The organism is Pseudomonas sp. LBUM1640 (assembly GCF_059716225.1).
Map to the genome: position 1 here is coordinate 190,503 of NZ_CP166816.1, position 18,965 is coordinate 209,467.

Annotated in this window: 14 protein-coding genes; 11 read left to right on the forward strand and 3 right to left on the reverse strand. The window is 59.4% G+C overall.

Annotation, left to right across the window (positions count from 1 at the left end):
• The first annotated feature begins 2 nt into the window (after nt 1–2).
• The 7 genes from pgaC (at nt 3) to ACA065_RS00825 (ending at nt 14,417) form a co-directional block, all read left to right on the forward strand.
• Nucleotides 3–1,343 (forward strand): poly-beta-1,6-N-acetyl-D-glucosamine synthase, encoded by a 1,341-nt coding sequence (gene pgaC, locus ACA065_RS00795; RefSeq protein WP_497692912.1) that lies wholly within the window; start codon nt 3–5, stop codon nt 1,341–1,343.
• Between the two features lie 2 nt (nt 1,344–1,345).
• Nucleotides 1,346–1,828 carry a poly-beta-1,6-N-acetyl-D-glucosamine biosynthesis protein PgaD gene (gene pgaD / locus ACA065_RS00800; RefSeq protein WP_497692913.1) on the forward strand — a complete coding sequence of 161 codons (483 nt, stop codon included), beginning with the start codon at nt 1,346–1,348 and terminating at the stop codon, nt 1,826–1,828.
• 451 nt (nt 1,829–2,279) lie between these two features.
• On the forward strand, nt 2,280–4,001 hold the full coding sequence (locus tag ACA065_RS00805; RefSeq protein WP_497692914.1) for a ShlB/FhaC/HecB family hemolysin secretion/activation protein: 1,722 nt from the start codon (nt 2,280–2,282) through the stop codon (nt 3,999–4,001).
• A 31-nt stretch (nt 4,002–4,032) separates the two neighbouring features.
• Nucleotides 4,033–12,315, forward strand: coding sequence for a two-partner secretion domain-containing protein (locus ACA065_RS00810; protein WP_497692915.1), 8,283 nt, complete (start codon nt 4,033–4,035; stop codon nt 12,313–12,315).
• Nucleotides 12,315–12,983 carry a hypothetical protein gene (locus ACA065_RS00815; RefSeq protein WP_497692916.1) on the forward strand — a complete coding sequence of 223 codons (669 nt, stop codon included), beginning with the start codon at nt 12,315–12,317 and terminating at the stop codon, nt 12,981–12,983. Before ACA065_RS00810 ends, ACA065_RS00815 begins: the two co-directional genes overlap by 1 nt.
• A 207-nt stretch (nt 12,984–13,190) precedes the next feature.
• Entirely contained in the window at nt 13,191–13,694 is a 504-nt protein-coding gene (locus tag ACA065_RS00820) for a zinc ribbon domain-containing protein (RefSeq protein WP_497692917.1), read from the forward strand.
• A 123-nt stretch (nt 13,695–13,817) separates the two neighbouring features.
• Entirely contained in the window at nt 13,818–14,417 is a 600-nt protein-coding gene (locus ACA065_RS00825; protein ID WP_497692918.1) for a hypothetical protein, read from the forward strand.
• Between the two features lie 46 nt (nt 14,418–14,463).
• Here the strand turns inward: ACA065_RS00825 and ACA065_RS00830 are convergent, their stop codons facing one another.
• Entirely contained in the window at nt 14,464–14,721 is a 258-nt protein-coding gene (locus ACA065_RS00830; protein ID WP_497695276.1) for a hypothetical protein, read from the reverse strand.
• A gap of 435 nt (nt 14,722–15,156) precedes the next feature.
• On the opposite strand from ACA065_RS00830, the gene ACA065_RS00835 reads away from it, so the two are divergent.
• Entirely contained in the window at nt 15,157–15,639 is a 483-nt protein-coding gene (locus tag ACA065_RS00835) for an RDD family protein (protein ID WP_497692919.1), read from the forward strand.
• A 130-nt stretch (nt 15,640–15,769) separates the two neighbouring features.
• Complete coding sequence (locus ACA065_RS00840) at nt 15,770–16,204, forward strand: RDD family protein (RefSeq protein ID WP_497692920.1); 435 nt, start codon at nt 15,770–15,772, stop codon at nt 16,202–16,204.
• A gap of 43 nt (nt 16,205–16,247) precedes the next feature.
• On the opposite strand, the gene ACA065_RS00845 is transcribed toward ACA065_RS00840, so the two are convergent.
• Nucleotides 16,248–16,835: a hypothetical protein gene (locus tag ACA065_RS00845; RefSeq protein WP_497692921.1), complete on the reverse strand. Its 588-nt coding sequence runs from the start codon at nt 16,833–16,835 to the stop codon at nt 16,248–16,250.
• Between the two features lie 16 nt (nt 16,836–16,851).
• Complete coding sequence (locus ACA065_RS00850; protein ID WP_497692922.1) at nt 16,852–17,463, reverse strand: hypothetical protein; 612 nt, start codon at nt 17,461–17,463, stop codon at nt 16,852–16,854.
• Between the two features lie 172 nt (nt 17,464–17,635).
• On the opposite strand from ACA065_RS00850, the gene ACA065_RS00855 reads away from it, so the two are divergent.
• Both ACA065_RS00855 and ACA065_RS00860 read left to right on the forward strand, forming a co-directional pair.
• The gene (locus ACA065_RS00855) at nt 17,636–18,217 is read left to right on the forward strand and encodes a hypothetical protein (protein WP_497692923.1); all 582 of its coding nucleotides are present in this window, start codon (nt 17,636–17,638) and stop codon (nt 18,215–18,217) included.
• A gap of 44 nt (nt 18,218–18,261) precedes the next feature.
• Nucleotides 18,262–18,942 (forward strand): CsgG/HfaB family protein, encoded by a 681-nt coding sequence (locus ACA065_RS00860; RefSeq protein WP_010214228.1) that lies wholly within the window; start codon nt 18,262–18,264, stop codon nt 18,940–18,942.
• Nucleotides 18,943–18,965 lie beyond the last annotated feature (23 nt).

The window sequence follows — 18,965 nt, forward strand, 5'->3', positions numbered from 1 at the left end:
CCATGTTCGACAGAATCCTGGCTTTATTCGTGTTGGCGCTGGTGTTGGGTGTGCCCCTTGGCCTGATCTTTTTGGTCACCGGGCAGTTCCTGATGGACTTCGTGTTTTTCTACCCGCTGTTCATGTCGGCGCTGTGGATCGCCGGCGGGTTGTACTTCTGGTTGCATTGGGAGCGTCACTGGCCCTGGAAGGAGGACACGCCGGCGCCGACCCTGGCCGGCAACCCGCTGATCTCGATCATCATCCCTTGCTACAACGAGGGTGATAACGCTGCCGACACCATTCACGCGGCGCTGGGCCAGCTGTACCCGAACATCGAAGTGATCGCCGTCAACGACGGCTCCAAAGACAACACCGCTGCGGTACTCGATGCCCTGGCGCTGGAACACCCACGCCTGCGGGTGCTGCACCTGGCGCAGAACCAGGGCAAGGCCGTGGCCTTGCGCATGGGCGCCGTGGCGGCGCGCAGTGAGTACTTGGTGTGCATCGACGGCGATGCCTTGCTCGACAAAAACGCGGCGGCCTACATGGTGGCGCCGATGCTGGACAACCCGCGCCTGGGCGCGGTGACCGGCAACCCGCGCATTCGCACGCGCTCCACCTTGATCGGCCGGGTGCAGGTGGGTGAGTTCTCCTCGATCATCGGCTTGATCAAGCGCACCCAGCGGGTGTTCGGGCGGATCTTCACGGTCTCGGGTGTGGTGGTGGCGTTTCGCAAGAAAGCGCTGGACCGCATCGACTACTGGAGCACCGACATGATCACCGAGGACATCGATGTCAGTTGGAAGCTGCAACTCGATCACTGGGCGATCTTCTACGAGCCGCGCGCCTTGTGCTGGATCCTCATGCCCGAAACCGTCGGCGGCCTGTGGAAACAACGCCTGCGCTGGGCCCAGGGCGGCGCCGAGGTGCTGTTCAAAAACATCCGTGGCATCTGGCAATGGCGCCACCGTTACCTGTGGCCGCTGCTGTTCGAGTATTGCCTGTCCACCGGTTGGGCCTTCACCTTTCTGCTGTCGGTGATCTTCTGGGGTTTGGGCAAGTTCATGGTGCTGCCACAGGCGATCACCGTGGATTCGCTGGTGCCACCGGCGTTTACCGGGCTGGTGCTGGCCATGGTGTGCCTGCTGCAGTTTGCGGTGAGCATCCTGATTGACCGGCGCTACGAAAAAGACCTGTGGAAAACCCTGTTCTGGACCGTTTGGTACCCGATGGTGTTCTGGCTGGTCAGCTTGCTCACCACGTTGGTGAGTTTCCCCAAGGTGCTGTTCAACCAGCATCAGAAGCGCGCGCGCTGGGTCAGCCCGGACCGCGGTATTAAACCTAGCGAAGAGGAGGCGTGACCATGAAACTGGTCAGAACTCGCCAAAATTCAGTGATGTGGGTCATCGATGTGCTGTTGACCCTGCTGGCCTGGGCTGGACTGATTTGGCTGTTGGCGCGTGGGATTACCGCGATGCTGGAAACCCACGGCGGCCCGCGCATTGAAGCGCCGATTTTTGCGGCGCTCAACACCCTGCAAATCTACTTGTGGATCGCCCTGTTCAATGCGGTGATCTTGATCAGCTGGGCGCGTTATCAACAACGCCGCGGCCGCAAGTTCGCCCAGCGCCGTGCCGAGGCCAATGCGCTGACGGACAAAAACCTGAGCGAAAGCTTCAAGTTGGGTGACGGCCACCTGGAGCAGTTTCGCAAGCCCGGCGTGCTGGTGATCCACAACGACGAGGAGGGCGGCGTGGAAGACGTGAAGTCGCACGTGTCCCGCGACGTGGAGCGCCCAGGGCTGGCCTTGGTGCCGGGGCAGGAAAAAGATAAAGGCGCCGGTTAGGAATTCAGTAGGCGTCGAAGAGCCAATGGGGGCGCTGGCTTGCCTGCGATGCGGCCAGCGAGGTCTTCCGGCCAGACCGAGGTGATGGCCATCGCAGGCAAGCCAGCGCCCACATTCAACGTGCGTCGTCTGCGAATCCGATAAATGGGATCCAATTCACAAAACCGCCGCGAACTTTTCTGTATTCCCCGGTACTAACCTATCTCGACAAGAACTTGATGGCCAACTAATGGCATTTCATCGGCGCTTGTTCGAAACGCTATCAAAACAGTTGCCGCTTGTCGGAATAAAACTTCCAGCAACAGGCTGTAACTCTTTTTTGATAATTAATTATTGTTATTTATCAATGGCTTGCAGATTTAACTAGTGCAAATGTGCAACTAATCCAACTTCTTGGACCAACGCACGTTCGATGTTAGTTTGCCGCCCCTTGATTTTCGATGGATCGAACATGTCTTCGTTATTGCCACGGACTCGGTATTTGCTGTGCACTTTCCTGCTCGCCTGCCTGAGCCTGAACAGTGCCACCGCCGCCCCCACGCCAGGGGATCAAGACCTGATCCGTGACCGGCAAAACCGCCTGCTTGAAGAGCAGCAAAGACGCCTGCAAGAACTCCAGGACCTGCCCGGCAAAGAAGCCAAGCCCCAGGCTCCGGCCATGCCGGCCGACACGCGCTGCTTTGCGATAAAAGACATCGAACTCAAGGGCGCCGACAGCCTGCCCGCCGCAGACCGCGAGCGCCTGCTCAAGCCCTACATCGGCAAGTGCCTGGGCGTCTCGCAGCTCAATGAGTTGCTCAAGGTCATCACCGACTACTACATCACCAAGGGCCGCGTCACCAGCCGCGCCTACCTGCCGCAACAAGACCTCTCCACCGGCCATCTGCAAGTGCTGGTGGTCGAAGGCAAACTTGAAGCCTTGAAAAGTGCCGAAGGCAGCACGGTGACTGACCGCGAACTGGCCATGGCTTTTCCCGGCAAAGTCGGCGAGGCGCTGAACTTGCGCGAAGTCGAACAATTGGTAGACCAGTTGAACCGCTTGCCCTCCAAACAGGCGCAAATGGAGCTGACACCCGGCAGCCAGATCGGCGGCAGCGACGTGGTGGTCAAGAACGTCCCGCAAAAACCCTGGCGCGCCAGCCTGTCGCGCAATAACGACGGGCAAAAAAGCACCGGCGAACAGCAGTGGGGCGCCGGCCTTGAGTGGGACAGCCCGCTCGGCCTGGCCGATCAACTGGTACTGCGCGGCGGCCACGACGCCGTCAGCGACCACCAGAAAACCTCGAAAAACAGCATGCTCTACTACAACGTGCCGTGGGGCTGGTGGAACTTCAGCTACACCTACAGCGAGAGCGATTACCGCGCGCTGGGTTACACCGACACCTTCAAGTTCAAGCAATCGGGTGACAACCAGAACCACCAGTTTCGCGCCGAACGGGTGATCCATCGCGATGACGTGAGCAAGACCTCGCTCAACGTCGGCCTGGCGCACCTGCGTACCAACAACTACATCAATGAGGCTCACCTCGAGACCAGCAGCAACCGCCTCAGCGAACTGCAACTGGGCATCAACCACGGCAGGCGCATCGGCAACGCCTTCGTCAACCTCGACCTTGGCATGCAAAACGGCATCGGCGCTTTCGACGCCCAATCTGAAGAGGAGCGGGATCAATACGGCAATCGCCAGCCCAGCGCGCGCTACCGCAAATACACCGCCACCGTCAGCTACCTGCAGCCGTTCACGCTGTGGGGCGAGTCGTTCAGTTTCTCCAGCCTGGCCACCGGCCAACACAGCGAAGACATCTTGTTCAGCCCCCAGCGCATGAGCCTGGGTGGCTCGGCCTCAGTGCGCGGTTTCAAGGATCAGCAACTGAACGGTGACAGCGGCGGTTACTGGCGCAACGACGTGCGCTGGGCCCGCCCAGTGACCTGGGAGTGGATGCGCCCGGCCTTTGCCGAATACGGCGCCAGCGTCGGCTACGACCAAGGCGTGATCAGCAATGGCCGCTACAACGGCGAAGTGCACGGCCGGGTCTCCAGCAACTCGTTGGAGTTGTTCGCCCGTGGCAAATACGTCAGCACCAGCGTGACCTTTGCCCATTCCCTGGAACGCCCGGCAGTGATGAGCGAGCGCGAAGCGCCGATCTACTTCCGCATGGATTTCTTCCTGTAATTCAACGCCCCGTTACATCGAGACTATGACAATGGATGTTCGCCACTTTGCCTTCCTGGCTCGCCAACCTTCTGCTGCGCTGAAGCCGCGAGACTCGTTCTTCGGCCTGCCCAAGCGCGGCCTGGTGCTGATCCTGGCCAACGCGCTGTTCTGGCAGCCGCTGCTGGCCCAGGCCGAAGGCATCGTGGTCAGCGCGCCGGGCACCACCGTCGGCCAGGCCGGCAATGGCGTGCCCGTGGTGAACATCGCCACGCCCAATGGCAGTGGCTTGTCGCATAACCAATTCAAGGACTACAACGTCGGCCCCAACGGCGTGATCCTCAACAACGCCAGCGGCGCCGTGACCAATACCCAGTTGGGCGGCTACATCGTCGGCAACCCCAACCTCAAGGGTGGCGCGGCCAGCGTAATCCTCAACGAAGTCAACGGCGGCAGCCCCAGCCAGTTGCGCGGTTTCACCGAAGTGGCGGGCCAGTCAGCCAAAGTCATCGTCGCCAACCCTTATGGCATCACGTGCAGTGGCTGCGGCTTCATCAACACCCCCAACGCCACGCTGACCACCGGCAAACCCATCCTTGACCAGAACGGCCGTCTGGAGCGTTACCAGGTCGATGGCGGCGCTGTGACCATCGACGGCCAGGGCCTGAACGCGAGTAACGTCGACCGTTTCGAAATCATCACCCGCTCGGCCAAGATCAATGCGCAGATCAACGCGCGCGAATTGACCGTGATTGCCGGGCGCAACGACGTCGATGCCCAAAGCCTGAAAACCACCGCGCGCGCCGACGACGGCAGCGCCAAACCCGAATTGGCCATCGACTCCTCGGCCTTGGGCGGCATGTACGCCGGTGCGATCAAACTGGTCGGCACCGAAGCCGGTGTGGGCGTAAAACTCGACGGCACGCTGGCCGCCAGCGGCGGCGATATCCAGCTGGACGCCAACGGCCACTTGAGCATGGCGCAGACGTCGGCCACCGGTAACATCAAAGTCACCGCACAGAACGTCAACCTCACCGACAAGGTCTACGCCACCGGCAACGTGCAGGTGACCAGCGCCCAAGCCTTGGTCAACCAGCAGAGCGTGGCCGCCGGCCAACGCATCGAACTCAACGCGGCCAGCGTCACCAACCCCGGCATCATCGAGGCTGGCGTCGCGGCGGATAACAGCCGCAACGCCACCGGCGACCTGGTGGTGAACACGCAAACCTTGAACACCACCGGCAACCTGCTGGCCAGCCGCGCCTTGGCGATCACCGCCGCGCAAGCGCTGACCAACCAGGGCGCAATCATCCAGGCCAAAACCGTCAGCGTCAGCACCGCCAAGCTGACCAACCAAGACGCCACCGCCCGTGTATACGGCGAACAAACACTCGCGATCAACGCGCCGGCCATCGTCAACGTCGGCGGGCTGATTCGCTTCGGTGAAGGCCAGGCCGCGACACTCGACAGCGCGTCCCTGGACAACCGCCAAGGCCGCATCGAAATGGCTGGCGGCAGCCTGGTGCTGACCAGTGCCGACCTCAACAACAGCGGCGGCCAAGTCATCGCCAACAACCTGACCGTTAACGCGGGCAGCCTGAACAACCAGAACGGCGTGCTGGTCGCCAGTGCCCTCACGGTGAATGCCAGCGACCTCGACAACAGCCTCAAGGGCCTGATCCAGGCCGACAACGGCGCGCTGAACCTCACCGTCGCCAATGCCTTCAACAACAGCCAGGGTTTCGCCCAGGCCGGCACCGACCTTAACCTCAATGCGGGCAGCCTCAGCAGCAACGCCAACGGCGTGCTCAGCGCCAACACCGGCAAACTGACCCTGGCCACCGCCCAACAGCTCAACAACGCCCAGGGCCGCTTACAAGCAGGGCAGGGCGATATCGAGCTGCACGCGGCAAACCTGGATAACCAAAGCGGCGTGATCGTCGGCAAACAGCTGCTGCTTGACGTGACGGGCGGCAACATCGACAACCGCGCCGGGCGTGTGGTGGGTGATTACCTGGACGTACGCGCCTCCGGCCTCGACAACCGCAACGTGGGTCTGCTGGCCGGTGGCGCGCCGGGTGTGAGCCTGCTGCTGAAGGGGCCGGGCCAATTGCTCAACGCCCAAGGCCGTATCCAAAGCGAAGGCCTGTTGCAGCTGCAAGGCGAGCGCCTCGACAACAGCGCCGGCATCCTGCTCGGCAACGTGATCGACGTGACCGCGCAGAACCTCAACAACAGCAACAAGGGCTCGCTGGTCAGCAATGGCGGCGACGTGACGCTTAACGTCAGTGACCTATTGACCAACGCCGGTGGCGTGATCGACGCGGGCGAACGCAGCGTGTTGGTCAAGGCCCTCACCACCCTCGACAACAGCGGCGGCACCCTGCGCGGCAAGCGCCTGGATATCGCAGCGCAGCACCTGAACAACGACGGCGGCCAACTGCTGGCGGGCAACGGAGGCCTGAGCTACAGCGGCCAGGACGTGAGCAATCGCAAAGGCTTGATCCTCAGCGGCGGCGCGCACACTCAGCTCGACACCGCCAGCCTGGATAACCTCGGCGGCACCGTGCAGGGCGATACCCTGACCGTCACGGCCAACACGGTCGATAACAGCAGCGGCGGCTTGATGGCCAGCCTGCTGGGTAACCTGCAATTGACCGTCGAAGCCCTGGCCAACCGTGGCGGCAAACTGTTTGGTAAAGAACAGGTGACGATCACCGGCGCCACGCTCGACAACAGCGCGGGCGGCCAGATCAGCGGCAACCAGATCAACCTCATCTCACGCGACACGCTGACCAACCGAGGCGGCCTGATCGAAGCCAACCAGGGCCTGACCGTCAGCGGCGGCACCCTCGACAACAGCGCAGGCGGGCAACTGCGTACGCTGGGCGGCGCCACCAGTAGCCTCAACCTCAGCGGCAGCCTCAACAACCAGAACGGCACCCTCGAATTCGGCAGCACCGCTTTCAGCCTCGACGCCACGCACCTGAACAACCAGGGCGGCCAGTTGCAGCACGCGGGCACCGGCCTGTTCCGCATCAACACCGCCAGCCTCACCGGCAGCCAGGGCACCATCAACGGCCTGGGCACCGCCGACTGGGCGTTCGGCAGCGTTGACGGCCTGGGCCGCGTGCAACTCAACGAAGCCCTCACTTACCGAAGCGCACAAGGCCTGGCCCTCAAGGCCGGCGACCGCATGGCCAGCAGCAAGGGCTTGATCCTCGACGTGGCCAGCCTCGACAACGGCGGCGAGCTGCTCAGCGACGGCGACCTGAGCATCACGCTCAGCGGTGACCTGGCCAACAGCGGCCGCATTGCCACCCTGCAAAACCTCAGCGTTACGGCCAACAACCTCAGCCAGAACGGCGGGCGCCTGGCGGGCAACAACACCCAGATCAAATTGGCGGGCACCCTCGACAGCCTTGGTTTCCTCACGGCGCGTCAGCAGCTGGACATTGCCGCGGCACAAATCGGCAACCGCGGCACGCTGGGCGCTCAAGGTGCGGTGAATCTCACCGCCGTCAACGGCATCACCAATGGCGCCGATTCGCTGCTGTTCAGCGGCGGCGACCTGACCCTGCGCGCCAATGGTTTTGCCAATAGCTATGGCGACGTCTACAGCAAAGGCAACCTCACGTTTGCGGGCGTAGATGGCGGGCGGGCGGTGCTGTTCAGCAACCGCTCCGGCACCGTGGAAAGTGAAGGTTCTATTGGGATAAACGCCGGCTTTATCGAGAACGCCAAAGACGTCTTCCAGTTAGGGCAGACACTCGAGACCGGCAGCTTGAGCTGGGTGTGCATGCAACACTGCGGCGAGAAAGACGATTGGCGGCGCGGCGAAATCACCATCAACGAGACCTACCTTGAAACGGCGATCAAGGATTCGGCCTCGGCGCGGCTGGTCGCCGGCCAAGACATGGTCCTGCAAGGCGACACCGTGCAGAACCGCAACAGCCTGATGGCCGCCAATGGCAACCTGAGCATCGCCGCCCAGGACTTGCTCAACGAAGGCTCCGGCACACGCACCGGGCAGCGCAAGCTCGTCATCAACACCCCGGGCCATGTTGCCGATTACCTGTGGGAGCGCATGGAATACATCGACGTGCCTGCGTTCAATGCCGCCACTGCCGCCGGCAACTTCGACAAGGCGCGCTTTGAAGAGCTAAAGGCTCGCTCGCCGAATGTCCGCCCGTTCTCATACACCAGCGACGTCACCACCTGGACCCCCAACGGTGGCCTCGCCTACGACGCCGTTCTGCAGGCCGGCGGCACCGTCGACCTGTCCAACGTAACGCGCAAAATTCAAAACGGCACGCTGCACGACAACACCCTGGCGCAACTCACCGGCACCCTCGGCAACGACCAGACCGGCATCCCCGTGGGCGGCATCAATATCAACCTCAGCAAGCACGTCAACGACGCCAGCGCCCAGGCGCCCGGCAGCGTGTTGCCCGTGGCTACGCTTGCACCGGGCGGCGGCTTCGTGCCCGTGGACTACACCGGCACGCCGTTCGCCCCGGTCGACCCGACCACCTCGCCGTACTTCCAGTTGCCCAAGGGCGACTACGGCCTGTTCGTCAAAAGTGCCGACCCCACCAGCCACTACCTGATCGAAACCAACCCCGAGTTCACCACCGCATCGGGCTTCTTCAGCTCCGACTACATGCTTGGCAAACTCGGTTTCAGCGCCGATAACGCCTGGCGCCGACTGGGCGATGGCCAATACGAAACCCGCCTGATTCGCGACGCGGTAATCGCGCAAACCGGCCAGCGCTTCCTCGCCGGTGGCTTGCTCAGCGACGCCGACCAATTCCGCTACCTGATGGACAACGCCCTCGCCAGCAAAGACGCCCTGCGCCTGAGCGTCGGCGTGACACTCACCAGCCAGCAAGTCGGCGCCCTGACCCACGACATCGTGTGGATGGAAAACCGCGTGGTCGACGGCCAGACCGTCCTCGTGCCGGTGCTCTACCTGGCCCAGGCCGAATCGCGCAACGTGCGCGGCAACAGCCTGATCCAAGGCCGCGACCTCAACCTGGTCACCGGGGGCGACCTGGTCAACGTCGGCACCCTGCGCGCCAGCAACAACCTCTCCGCCGTCAGCAGCGGCAGCATTTACAACGGCGGCCTGATGGAAGCCGGCAACAACCTGAGCCTGCTGGCCCAGGACAGCATCCGCAACGCTATGGGCGGCGAAATTCGTGGCAGCCAAGTCAGCCTTGCCAGCATCAAAGGCGACATCACCAACGACAACGCCGCGATCCAAGTGCGTGAAGGCGTGGGCATGCGCACCCTCACCGACGCCAGCGCGAGCACCATCACCGCGCGTGGCAACCTGGCCATCGAAGCCGGGCGCGACCTCAACAACCACGGCGCCCTGGTCGCCGGCAACGACGCCACCCTCACCGCCGGCCGCGACCTCAACCTGGTCGCCGCCAGCGACACCAGCGTGATCCACAAAACCATCGACGGCGGCGAAAAATCCACCATCACCACCGACGTCAAAAACCTCGCCGCCACCGTGACGGCAGGCGGCAACCTCAACATGCAGGCCGGGCAAGACGTCAACATCATCGGCAGCAACGCCACCGCCGGTAAAGACCTGAACATCCAGGCGGGGCGCGACCTCAACGTCGCCTCCGTCAGCGACATGCACAACGTCGAAGGCAAAGAAAAAGACGGCAAAAAACGCATCAAGACAGCGGATGAACAGACCACGCAAGTGGCCAGCGTGTTGACGGCGGGTGGCGACTTTACCAGCCAGGCCGGGCGCGATACGACGCTGGTGGCGAGCAAGATCAGTGCGGGCAATGAAGCGTATCTGTACAGCGGGGATAAGTTGAACCTGCTGGCGGCCGAGAACAGCACGCATACGTTGTATGACATGAAGAAAAACAGTGGTTGGGGCGCGAAGAAAGAACAGCGCGACGAAGTAACCCGTACCACAAACGTTGGGACCGAGATCAAGACTGGCGGCAACCTCACCTTGATCAGTGAAGGTGATCAGCGTTACCAGGTCGCCAAGCTAAATAGTGGTAAGGACATCATTCTCAACAGTGGCGGGGCCATCGCTTTTGAAGGCGTCAAAGACCTTCATGATGAAAGCCATACCAAGAGCAAGGGTGACCTGGCTTGGTTCAGCGCCAAGGGTAAAGGCAACACCGACGAAACGCTGCGCCAGAGTGAAATGATCGCTCAAGGGCAAATCGTTATTAAAGCGGTCGATGGGTTGAAGATCGATGTCCGGCAGGTGGACCAGCAAACGGTTAGTCAGACCATTGATACCATGGTCAAAGCCGATCCGAATATGGCTTGGCTCAAGGATGCTGAAAAGCGCGGTGACGTGGATTGGCGCCAAGTCAAAGAGATCCACGATAGCTTCAAATACAGCAATTCCGGCTTAGGTGCAGGTTCGCAGATCGTCATTGCGATCCTGATGGCCGCATTTGTCGGGCCGTTGGCAATGACTGCTGCCGCGGGTGCCGGAGCTGGCGTAGCCGTCGCGGCGGGAGCGGGGGCCGTAGCGGCGGGTGCTGCGACCAATGCGACGGTTAGCGTGGTTAATAATCGCGGCAACTTGGGGGCGGTATTCAAGGATGTCACCTCTTCGGATGCTTTGAAGGGGTATGCGATTTCCGGTGTCACCGCTGGATTGACCGCAGCTTATTTTGATGGCTGGACCGGAACTCATACTGATCAGGCGACCAAGCAAATTACGGGGCCACAGCTCAACACATGGACAGGTGTAGGGCAGTTTGCCGCGAACCAGACACTGCAAGGCGGGACTTCAACGCTACTGAGTAAAGCGTTGGGGCAGGGCGGTAGCGGAAGTGAGGCACTGAAAACTGCGTTGTTCAATACCTTGGCAGCGGCAAGCTTCAATGCCGTCGGCGACTACACAAAAAAATGGAACATCGATAACGGTTCAATTCCGAAGATTGCGATCCATGCAATGGTCGGTGGCCTGTTGGCCGAAGCCACAGGTGGAGACTTCCGTACAGGCGCATTGGCAGCCGGGGCCAATGAGGCACTTGTTGTACAACTGAACGACATCGTGAAGGGCGACAAGACATTGTTGTCCATGAGTTCTCAACTGGTCGGCGTGCTGGCAGCGGCCACACAAAAAGATGCGGACGCGAGCAAGCTGGAGAAGGGCGGCTGGGTGGCAAAAAACGCTACGCAGTACAACCATCAACTTCACAAGTCTCAAGCCGATGCACTGGATGAGCAGCGACGGTTCCATCCGGAAAGAGCTGATCGTTTGAATGCCGCGGCCTGTGCTTTGGTGGGTTGCGCCGAGTCGATCCCGACCGACCATGAATCCTATAAGGACTTTAAGGCACTTCAGGATCGCGGCGCGACTTATGCTGCGGAGATCGCCTTGCTTGAATCGACTGGCCAGTTCGGCGGGCGTAGTTGGCAAGATTGGAGCGACGATACGCTCAATGCTCATGGCAAGGCGGTGCAGGTCATTGGCGCAAGCAAAGACACTGCGTTGGGTCTTGCGGGCGGGGCCACCGCTTACACGGGCATGTTGCTGTCGTCACCCGCCTGTGTTGGTGTTGTGACGTGTGCCTTGCCAATCGGGCTGGGCGCGCTTGGCACTACCTCGATGGTGGGGGCGTGGGATTCTGCAAGCCGGATAACAGCGGATTTCAAGTCCAGCGAGCCCGACCGAGTAATGGCTTCTTTCTTTCCGCAAACCTTTCCTGGCGAGTCGAGCGCAACGTCTGACTTGGCATGGGGAGCGGCAAAATCCGCGGCTCAGGCGGCTCTGTTTGGCGGTGCGAGTAAATACTTCAGTGGTCAGCTAGCTGGAGAGCTTGCCGCGACAAACAAGGTAGTACCGAAAGAGATCCCAGCGCCTGTTAAGGGTGGATTGGACCTGTCGAAGGTCGACGTTTTGACCATTAAGGATGCGCGCAAGCTTGAGGGCGAAAATAAAGGTTTAATCTTTGTACAAGAGCCTCAAGGTGACTTCAGCAAGCCGTTCGTGAAATTCGAAGCGGGTACAACGGGAGCATTTTCCGATGTCCTATCGCAGCGTAAGGCAGTACCTGCGATACGGTTTGACAACCCCAATCCCAACGGTAACAATTTCGTGAAGTTTGACGGTGTAGAAGACATTGGCGGCATCACTTTAATTGACCGAAAAACAGCACTTACATCGTTTGATAAACAAATTCAAAGCGTTCAGAGAGTGTCGAGTGCGTTGAAGCAAAATCCTGGCATAAAAGCGGTTTTTGAATTTCCAAATCAAAAAGCGGCTGATAGAGCAACTAATATTTTGATTGAGCAAAATATCAGAAACATTACTGTGAGGGTGGCACCCTAATGACTAAGTACAAACTTGAGTTTCGTCATAGACCCCTATTTTCAGAGCCTATTGAAGGTAGGCACAGTCGCTTTCTGGAAAAGTTGTCCAGCTTAGGTTCGCCGTGGGATTTGGCCGGTACTCCTAAAGCTCCAGATAGTGGGAGCGAGCTTATTGTCTCTGTCTCGTTAGACAAGGTGCTCCCGTCGGGCGTGAAGGGGCGAGTTTCATATGCGCTCCGGAGTGAGAAATATTTAGAAGATGACGCTCAATTTGATGATACGCTCTTTGTTGAGTTCTCAAGCAATAAAGTTGATTACTCAAATTTATTGAAAAGAGTTTTCCCTAGGTATGTAGAGGCTTTTGGCGCCTACAGGGCGGCGCTGCATGATTGGTCTATTACGAGAGGCGATTGGCCCGAAGTTGTGGCTGCCTGCGATGCTACCCAGAAAGATATTAATGGTAGAGACGGTGTTTTTCGTATAAATGCGGCTAATTTTTTTGATGGAGAATTGTGCCTTCGCGCCTTTGGAAAAAGTCCGCAACAGGTCGTTGACTGCTTAAAGGGGCACGTTGAAGAAGTTTCCGAGCTCGCGGGGGGCGTATTGATTGTCGTTAGTTATACTCCGCTGTCCTCCAACGAAATAATGAGCGCGGGTGAACGATTAAAGGCGCTACTGGGTGAGTAACGTTTTTCACTAACGCCGCAGGGGCTCAGGCTGAGAGGCAGGCGTCGCTGAGGAAAGAGTTATTTAACACCTGAACTATGAGCGAGAAGCGGCGGATTTATTTGAGTGCTTAAGTCCTTTGCGACTTGAATGAATCTGCCACCTTTATATTCCTCTTAGCGACTCGTTCACAGGGCGAAGCCCTCAACCATTAAACAAGGAAGTTCAATGGGCATCCCACTCCCCTTCTGGCTCATCATCACAGCCGTCACGGCTTACGTTGCAAGTACGCGCGGGCGCTCAGGGCCCCGGTGGTTTGCAATCTCGCTCTTTCTTCCCTGTGTTGCCCTGGTTGCCGTGTTATTAATGCCCCGGCTGGCGAAGACCGGTGTTGATGCCCTGGTGCACCCGGACCTGCGGCCTTGCCCAGCCTGCAACCAATCCATCCAGGCGGCGGCCTCTCGCTGTAAGCACTGCGGGGCGCAAGTGGAGCCGATTGCCTTGAGAGATCGCAGCGGTTGGGTAGCACGTATGACGGCCGATACGGATGAGGCATTTGAACGGATGGCGGCACAGATGGCGCTCATCGATGTGCCGACAGTGCTTGATGAACCGCCACACCTTTACGCGGGGACGTTTGAGGAAAAAGCCGAGGCGCAAAACGTACTCAAATTCCTGAAGTCTGAACACGGCTTGGATGGGCTGGTGACGTGGCGGTCGGTGAAGCGATAACACGAGATATAGCCGGTAAAATGCGAAAATAGAGGAGGCTTATCTAATTGTCCAACGTCCTCTGTCGCTTAAGTAAATCCGCTTCCCTTATCGCAGCAAATACAAACGAGCGGACGGAAATATATGTCTATCAATAAAGACTGGACCCCCGGCTTCGGCGAGATCGTTACATGGTTCGCCATGGACAAGGCAGGCGCAATCGCCGTGATGGTGAATAACTGCTTTGGCCGCTTGCCGGCCGTTTTGTTAGCGCTGCCTGATGTAGAATCGAAGTTGGATCGTTTGAGCGAATACATGTGGGAGGAGTCTGCCGAGTTCGATAACTACCCTGAAAATAAACAGGGCAAAACGATACTTGGCCTGTATTCCGCTCGCACTTATCGGCATCTTGACCAAAGAGCAGAAGTGGAAGCGTTGATCGGTGAGCGCTCGTCAGCGCATTTGGCGTTGACGGAATATAATTTGCCGTCGATCAAAGGGTTCTATGTTTATCATGGGGTTGAAGGCAGTGTGCCCAATGAAGATTACCCGGTGGGCTATCAAGGGCAGAGCCAGATAGGGGATTATTTCAGGTATTTGCTGCCCACTATTACAGCGAGCATTAAGGATATACCTCTGCCACTCAGAGGTTGCATTGCGGTGTGTGAGACGTTTGAATTTTCTGAACTGTCTTTTTGGTCCAGCGATTGGGTTGATGCGTATTTTAGTCAGTTGTATGTGTGATATTCCGCGTATCAGTTGGGCGGCGCCAGGGCCGCCCGGTTTCTACTCAGGATGGGTCGGCATGGAGCCTGCGAACGATGACATCAAGCAAATCACACCCATCACGCAGCGGAATAGCCAGCAAATGGGCGAAGTCTTGAAGCACCACAGCATCGCTGCTGAGTTGTTCGCGGAAGGCCAGGTTTTCCAGCAGTTGGGTGACGGCTCGAATCCGGTACACGGCGGCGTCGTGAAGGACGTCGAGGGGCGCACAGGTGTCGATGAGCAGAGCGGGGACGGTACTGTCGTGACCCGTGAGGGGCATGTATTGGTTCATGGTGAAACCTCGGTCAGTAGAGTGAAGCCATCACCTTTCGTCGCCAAACGAATGGGTGACAGCTGTACGCAGGTTGGCGAACCGGGACCGAGTTCCGGCAGACCCGAAGGTCTCCCGCGCACAGCTGCCATAAAGCAGCGATGCGGGTACGGAAGCCCCTGCAAGCAAGCAGAAAGCTTTCGCACACGGTCGTCAGGTCGCCAAACCCGATCGCCCTTGTTGGGCGACGGCCCGGACTATAAGCCCCGCACCCAAACCCACGCAAGGCATCAAAGTACTGGCCCACGCACAACGCCTCATGTCTTCAGACCCATGGCCGACACACTGGCGATGATTAAACGCATCAAAGCACCCGCGCCGCTCAATCGCCGGCGCTCTCAACCCTCTTTGACTGACACGCGACATAAGCCGGAGTGACACCGCATGGACGCAATTCCCCCCGCTAAACGGCCGACCATTCTGGCCAGCATCGGCCGTCGCCTGCTGGCGCGAATCATCGACTCTGGCATCGCGGTGCTGATCTTTTTCATCGTCAAATTCAGCGCCGAGGCGCTGTCGGCGTTCGTCCCCGCCGTGACGGCCAAGGGCGGGTTCCTTGCGGCGTTCTTAGCAGGGTTCGCCTACCTCTTGCTCGCAGACGCGCTGCCCAATGGTCAGAGCCTGGGCAAGCGCTTGCTGAGCATCGCGGTCGTCGACCGTAAAACCCGCAAGGGCTGCAGCATTTCACAGTCATTTACCCGCAATGCCGGGGTGCTGGTGATCATCGACTGGGTGTGGATTTTCCTGGAGTCCAGAACCCGCCTCGGCGATATGTTCGCCAAGACCATCGTGATTCAAACCGGCCACTTGACCAAGGTTCGCAGCCTTGCCGATATCTATGACGACGGGAAGCCCGGCACTGCTTGAGGGTGGTCGCCGAGGTTTCAACGTGTTGTTTTTCACGCAGCTAAAGGAATAGCCCATGAGTGGCAGTGGTTACCGCTCCAGCATTTAACGAGTTACACCTTTCTTTCTCACCTTGCGGATCAATAGCGTTATGAGCGATTCAATTTCGGTTGCACAGGGCTACGACCTTGCCAGCCCGGGCAAGCGCCTTCTGGGCTACATCATCGATATGGCGGTGGTGTTTTTCTTTTTGTTCTTGAAGAGTTTTTTGGGCTACGTCGCTTTTTATGTTCATTCAGCGGCCGGCTTCGTGGTGTTGCAGTACCTCCACTACCTGCTGTTCCTGCTGGCGTTGGGGTACATGCTGTTTTGCGACGCCTTGCCCAACGGCCAAAGCCTGGGCAAACGCCTGTGCCGCATGACTGTGGTGGGTTACCCGTACCCCACCCACTGCACGGTGTTCCAGTCGTTTTTGCGCAATGTGCCCAAGCTGCTGTTCAGCCTGTTGGATGGCCTTTTTGTGTTGTTCGGCTTGCGCCGTCGCTTGGGTGATATGTTGGCCAGGACGGTTGTGGTCAACGTCTGAGGACGGCGACCTGCACAGGTCGCGATCCCCGCGTTCGAAGGCGTTACAGCAATTTGCGCTGCACCGCCTCATCCAACGTACTGCGCGTCAACGCTTCAACCACTTCACCGGTATTGGCCTGGAACGGAATACCCACGATCAGCACCAAGTGCATCCAGGTGCGCACGGATTCGCTTTTCTTGACCCGGCCCAGTTCTTTGCCGTCCTTGTCCTTGAACACGGTCTCCAGGGTGAAGGTGTTTTTCGCCGTGGACGGGATGATGAAGAAGGTGACGCCGGTGATGATCGCCGAGGCCATGCTGAACTGTTCGTTGTTGTACAGCGTGGCGTCGGCGTAGATGTCCGAGTCGACCTTGTCGGTGCTCACCCGCGCAAAGCGGTTGGACTGGCGGAACGCATCGGCCACGGATTTTTCCCAGAGGGCCGCAGGCGCGCCAGCGGTGGCGTTGCCGGGGCCGCCGTTGACCTGGCTCAGCGCTGTGGTGCGCACGTAAGCGGTCGGCTTTTGTGCCGGCGCGTTGGCGGTCGGCGGCCAGGTTTGCACCGGTGGCAGTTCCTGTTGCGAGTAGGACACGCAGCCGGTCAGTAAGACGGCGGCGAGTACCAGGCTGTGCTTGATCAATCCTTGCATGTGTTGCTCCTTGAATTCAGGGTTTGGCCAGTTTGGCGGTGGCAGTGTCGAGCAGTTGCGCAACGAGGGTGTTCAGTTGCTGGGCGCCCATGGACGGTGCCCAGTATTCGCGGCCGTACAGGCCCACGTTGTGTTCGAACTTGAGGTCTTCCTTGGCCGTGGCCAGTTCTTTGCCGTTGCGGTCGACGATCACCAGGTCGCCGGCCACTTCGAAGCTGTCCACATAGATCGGCCCGTTGACCCAGATCCAGATCGTCAGCGTCAGCAAGGCGCCGGGGATGTAGGCCGGGTGCGGTGCGCGATGGCCTTTGAGCGAGGTCATGTTGAACTTGAGCACCACGTCGTTCTCTTCAAGACGGGTGGGGTACTCGGTGACTTGCTTGAAGTAGCCCGCCGTGCGCACGTACTGGTTGAGCTGGGCGGTGAGCGAGCGGCTGATCGCGGTTTTGTTGGCGTCATTGACGTCGGCGGCGCTCACCGCCACATCGGCGATTTGCGCGCTGCGCGGGCTGCTGCTAGTGGCGGGGTGGAGCGGGGCGCCAATGGGGCCGGTGACGGTATAGGAGACGCAGCCGGTCATCGACAGCGTCGCGATCAGCGCCGCAGCGCGGCAAAGTGTGTTCAGCACAAAATTTCCCTATTAATGAACGAGCCAAGCCAGGGTCTCGACCGGGCGGTCGATAACTTGAGGCGTGTGCGTGAATGCAAGACGGTCACCGAAACAGCTTGAGAAGCCCTCTCAACCCCGTAAAATACCGCGATTGTTTTAAGCACGATACTTTTCAGGGACGAAATCAGAGATGCGCGCATTAGCCGTATTGCTCGCCGCCTGCCTCATGGCCGGCTGCGCCTCCAAGCCGGATTACTACATCTCCCCGGCGCCGGTCACCATTCCCAAGACCGCTACTTATTGGCTCGACACCTTCGACGTTGACGTGGTGGGCAAGAACGAGCGCTTTATGCCCGATGCCAAGGTTCGCCAGCAATTGGGCGTCGACCTGGTTAATCGTCTGCTCCAGGCCAAGCGCTACGCCACCAGCAAAGACCAGGCCGACTACCTGCTCGACGTCGACGTGATCTATACGCGGCGCATCCAGGACACCCAGGGCGGCTTTATGACCGCCATCGTTGACGACAACACCATCCTGGCCAGCGTCGACTTCAACTATTCGGTCAAGATCAAAAAGGCGGATGCCCAGATACTGCACTTTTCCCAAGCTCGCCAGGGGCTCATGCCTGCGGGTTACAGGGGCGACTGGCAAAACATGAAAACCATGGCCGGTGTGCTGACCAACTCCGGCAACTCGGGCGTGGAGTCCTATTACACCGGTTTGTTGAGCCGCTTCATCGTTGATGACTTACGTAACATCCCGTCGCGCTAGCGTTACCGGCTGCAACGGCTGATCTCTCACTCTAGGAGCACCTTGTGAAAACACTGTCCAAAATCCTGCTGTCTGGCCTTACCGCCGCAGCGCTGCTGACCGTGGCCGGTTGCGCCACGGAGAGCAACCGCGCGATGCCGGTGGAGCAAGTCGCCAGCGCCAACGTCGCCTATTCCGGCGTGCGCGTGCCCATTGCCGTGGGCAAGTTCGATAACCGCTCCAGCTACATGCGCGGCATCTTCTCCGACGGCGTTGACCGCCTCGGTGGCCAGGCCAAGACCATCTTGATCACCCACCTGCAGCAAACCAACCGCTTCAGCGTGCTGGACCGCGACAACATGGGCGAAATCTCCCAGGAAGCCGCGATCAAAGGCACCGTGCAAAAGCTCAAGGGCGCTGACTACGTAGTGACTGGCGATGTGACCGAATTTGGCCGCAAAGAAACCGGTGACCGCCAGCTGTTTGGCATTCTCGGCCGTGGCAAAACCCAAGTGGCTTACGCCAAAGTCGCGTTGAACATCGTCAACATCAGTACTTCCGAAGTGGTGTATTCCACCCAGGGCGCCGGTGAATACGCGCTGTCCAACCGTGAAGTCATCGGTTTCGGCGGCACCGCCAGCTACGACTCCACCCTCAATGGCAAGGTCCTGGACCTGGCCATGCGCGAAGCCATCAACCGCCTCGTCGACGGCATTAATGCCGGCGCCTGGAACCCGCGCAACTGATCAGCAGCACCTCAAGGAGCAGT